We start from the raw sequence: 3300 nt of genomic DNA, 5'->3' as shown, positions 1-3300 counted from the left end.
GCATCGGCCGCCGCGTCGTACGGCGCCGGGCGAAGGGGATGGACGCCGGCGCCGTCGCGGCGGCCCTCGAGGACGCCCGGTTCGACGCCCGGCAGAACTCGCGGCACGAGGACCTGGCCGACGACGTCCGCGGCCCGGCGGAGCTCGCCGAGTGGGAGCGCATCGCGCAGCTGCTCGCCGCCGCGGCCCCGGGCACCGTCTACGCCCCGGACACCGACGACGTCGTCCAGGCCGAGCACGCCGCCGAAGCCGCGGCCGCCGCCGCACGGGAAGCCGAGCTGCGCGAAGCCGCCCGGGTCGCGGCCCGCGCCGACGAGCTCCAGGCGCTGCGCGAGCTCGGCACGCTGGAGCAGACCGAGCCCCGCGACGGTGACGAAGCCGTCCGGGACGAACTCACGCGGCGAGCCGGCGGGTACATCCAGGCCGACGTCGACGCCTGGCTCGCCCACGCCCTGGCCGCACCTCGGGCACTACCGCGACCCGGCCGCCCGCGAGGAAGCCGCCAGCCTGCTGACACCGCCGGTCCTCGCCCACGCCGCGCTGCTCGCCGAACTCGCCCGCCTGGTCCCCGGCGCGGACATGGGCCAGCTGGCGTTCGCGGGCAGCCTCGCCACTTCCGAGCCCGAAGCCGCCGGCTCTCGCCGCGTTCCTCGCCCGTGTCGAAGGAACTCAGGTGTGAGCGGCGACCAGGGGCCGGGAGTCGTGCGCCGGGAAGAGCACGAAGACCGCCCGTCACCCTCGTCCGCGGCTGGCGTTGTGCCGGGCATGGACAGGACGCAGCTGCTCAAGGAACTCGCCGTCGCGGTGGAGGTGCGCAACCGCAGGGTGGCAAGCCTGCGTGCCGCCGGTTCCACCGTGGCCGAGCTGACGGCGCAGGCCCTCGCGGCCGGTGCCCCGGGGTCGCCCCTGCGCCGGATCCTGGCCGGGATGGAACCGCTGATTGAACATGAGCGGCCGCATGTGTGCGGACAAAGCCCTGTCGTCCACCCGGCCGCCCGGCCCTGCCGCAGCAGGCCGCGGACGCGGCGCCCGTGATCCGCCAGCCGCTGTCGGCGAACGATGCCTTCGGCGACTCCGTGCCGGTCCGCTACTCGCTGGAGGAGGCGTGGGAGAAGGGGATCCTGCCGTGGAAGGCGCCAACGGCGCGCACCTATATGCGCAGGCGGTCCCCGGCCCGCGGCATCCCGGTGCCCGAAGGCAAGCTGGAGGGGCAAACCGTCCGCTATACCGAGGACGAACTGACGATCTGGCGTACGGCCTGGCAGAAGCAGGTCGGCGTCACCACCGGCCGCCCGCTCGCAAGCCCGGAATCGGTGTCACGCTGACGGAGCGTGAGCGTGACACGGGTGTCATGCCGCCCTCGAAAACTGTCACGCCACCCCCGAATCGCGCCCGTTGTGTCCGTTTCGCGGGGTCCGGGGACTGCTGAGATCCCCTCCAGGGCCCGGAAATCCGCAGTGGAGCGTGACAGTGCTGATCACGCTGCCGGGCGGGTTGATCCGTACGGAACGTAACCGTCGGGATCGGTCCCGGGCGGGCCGGCGGGTGCTGTCCTGTCTCACTAAACCTTGACCGATCTTTGCCCGAGGCGCAGCCGGATCAGTTTCTGGACAGGGCCTGCCGAACCAAGTTTGCGAAGGTGGAGTAGGTCGTGTCGTCCTCAAGCTCACCCAGGAGTTCGGTCACCGCAGCGGCCTGAATCGCAGGCGCCCACCGAGCCTTCATGTTCATCATCGCCGGTGTGCTCTCGGCGTAGACCACGTCCCAGAACCCGGAGTTACAGATCACCACCATGTACTCAGGGACAGAGTCCAGACCTTCTTTGCGGCGGTAGATCTCCAACCACAGGGGAGTGAGGTCCTTCTTCGACAGCCTGCCCCACTCGTAGTAGCCGGCCGCCTCGACGGCCTCATCGTGGTCCAAGTCGAACCGGGCTAGCGGATCGGCTTCCAGCTCAACCCAGTGATCCGCTGTGGTGAGCATGAAGGCACTCTTCTTCGTCATGCCGCTACGGTGCCGCATCAGCAGGCCATGCACCGCCGCTTTGGTCACCCTTTTCCGCCCGCGCGACAGCAGTCCGGGTCCCCTCTCGCTGCACTTTAACCAGCATCTCAAGGACCTTGCCCCGCAGACCTCAACAGCCTGATGACCAGTAGGGGCCGGTCAGAGTTCGGTGAGACCGGTCAAGGTTCAGTGAGACAGGACAGGTGAGGAGCTGCGCGAGGTCTACCTCGCCCGTGTCCCGTCTCTGCCGATCTGGTCCCTGTCTCAAGTGATCTGGTCCGATTCACTTGTCGTGCCAGATGATCTGGTTCGCCGCGAACTCCAGAGTCCTCGCGTCCCGATCGCATCATCGTGAGCGCACCTGAAGCTCTCCGGTAGCAGTCAGTGTCATCGGGGTCTGCCACCACCCGACCCTGCCGCACGGCCCGTCCTCCGTCTGATGGACTGGCCGGACTCTTCTGCTAACCCGGAGCACCTGCTTGTCGCCCTCGTCCGCCGTGACGGTCACCGTGACGGTACGTCCGGCGTCCGGTCCCGCTGACGTCGGCAAGAACAGCGAGTGCGCGGAGGGAGACGTGCCCGCTATCGCCTGGCATCGGTCGTTGACGCAGGCACGCACGGTCGCCTGTTGATGCGATGCCGCCCACGGTGCGACATCCAACAGCACGTCCGGAGCGGGCTCATTCGGCCCGTTGCACACCTTCGGTGACGCACATGCTGCGACCGTACCAATGGCCAGGGCGGCCACCCACAGCAACCTGGTTGCACCGGATCGCACTGCTCTGCCGCGCACGGTGGTGGCTCCGATCGCTTGGTGACAGGGCCTGCTCTGCCTTTGCGGGACCGCAGCGTAGCTCTCCTCGTGCCATTTTCGGAGGGCAGGCGGCTCAGGAAGTGGTCCATCGGCTTCGGGATCGCTCTGACAGGGGCGAGGTAGCGGTGCAGTTACCCCCGGCCCAGGGCCGTCGACATCCCTGCCGTCGGACGACGGAACCGAACCGGATCAGCTGAGACAACGTCCGGCATCCACTCACCCAGGACCAGAACAGCCGAGATCCACGGCATGCTCACGTCTCAACTGACCTGGTCGCTCCAGGTTAACGGTCTGGGCCGGGGCCAGACCGTTTGAGACGGGACAGGCGCGTTGGGCTTGATGTGGAGGGTCTCGTAGAGCGTCTGGTGCCAGATGGACTGTGGGATCTGTTTCGGCGGGTGGTTCCGGAGACTGTCGTCCGGCGCCCGCAAGGTGGCGGCCGACGGCGTGCAGGAGACGGGTCCGCGGTGTCGATGACGGGC

Annotated in this window: 4 protein-coding genes; 2 read left to right on the top strand and 2 right to left on the bottom strand. The window is 68.7% G+C overall.

Annotated elements, in window-relative coordinates; all coding sequences use genetic code 11:
- On the bottom strand, positions 1-449 hold a 449-nt coding region (locus ABZ646_RS43380), incomplete at its 3' end, for a hypothetical protein (protein ID WP_360532375.1).
- A gap of 316 nt (positions 450-765) precedes the next feature.
- Here ABZ646_RS43380 and ABZ646_RS43375 point away from each other — a divergent pair.
- Positions 766-1035, top strand: coding sequence for a hypothetical protein (locus ABZ646_RS43375; protein ID WP_360532371.1), 270 nt, complete (start codon positions 766-768; stop codon positions 1033-1035).
- Positions 1032-1325, top strand: a complete 294-nt coding sequence (locus tag ABZ646_RS43370; protein ID WP_360532368.1) for a hypothetical protein — start codon at positions 1032-1034, stop codon at positions 1323-1325. Before ABZ646_RS43375 ends, ABZ646_RS43370 begins: the two co-directional genes overlap by 4 nt.
- A 274-nt stretch (positions 1326-1599) precedes the next feature.
- Here the strand turns inward: ABZ646_RS43370 and ABZ646_RS43365 are convergent, their stop codons facing one another.
- Positions 1600-2004, bottom strand: a complete 405-nt coding sequence (locus ABZ646_RS43365) for a hypothetical protein (protein ID WP_360532365.1) — start codon at positions 2002-2004, stop codon at positions 1600-1602.
- Positions 2005-3300 lie beyond the last annotated feature (1296 nt).

It is taken from the genome of Streptomyces sp. NPDC007162 (assembly GCF_040634175.1).
Taxonomy (GTDB): Bacteria; Actinomycetota; Actinomycetes; order Streptomycetales; family Streptomycetaceae; genus Streptomyces.
This window is presented reverse-complemented; position numbering and strand designations above follow the sequence as displayed.

Bases quoted from the DNA above. Each gene is read 5' to 3' on its own strand.
- ABZ646_RS43375 (WP_360532371.1), top strand. From the start codon at position 766: ATGGACAGGACGCAGCTGCTCAAGGAACTCGCCGTCGCGGTGGAGGTG.
- ABZ646_RS43365 (WP_360532365.1), bottom strand. From the start codon at position 2,004: ATGACGAAGAAGAGTGCCTTCATGCTCACCACAGCGGATCACTGGGTT.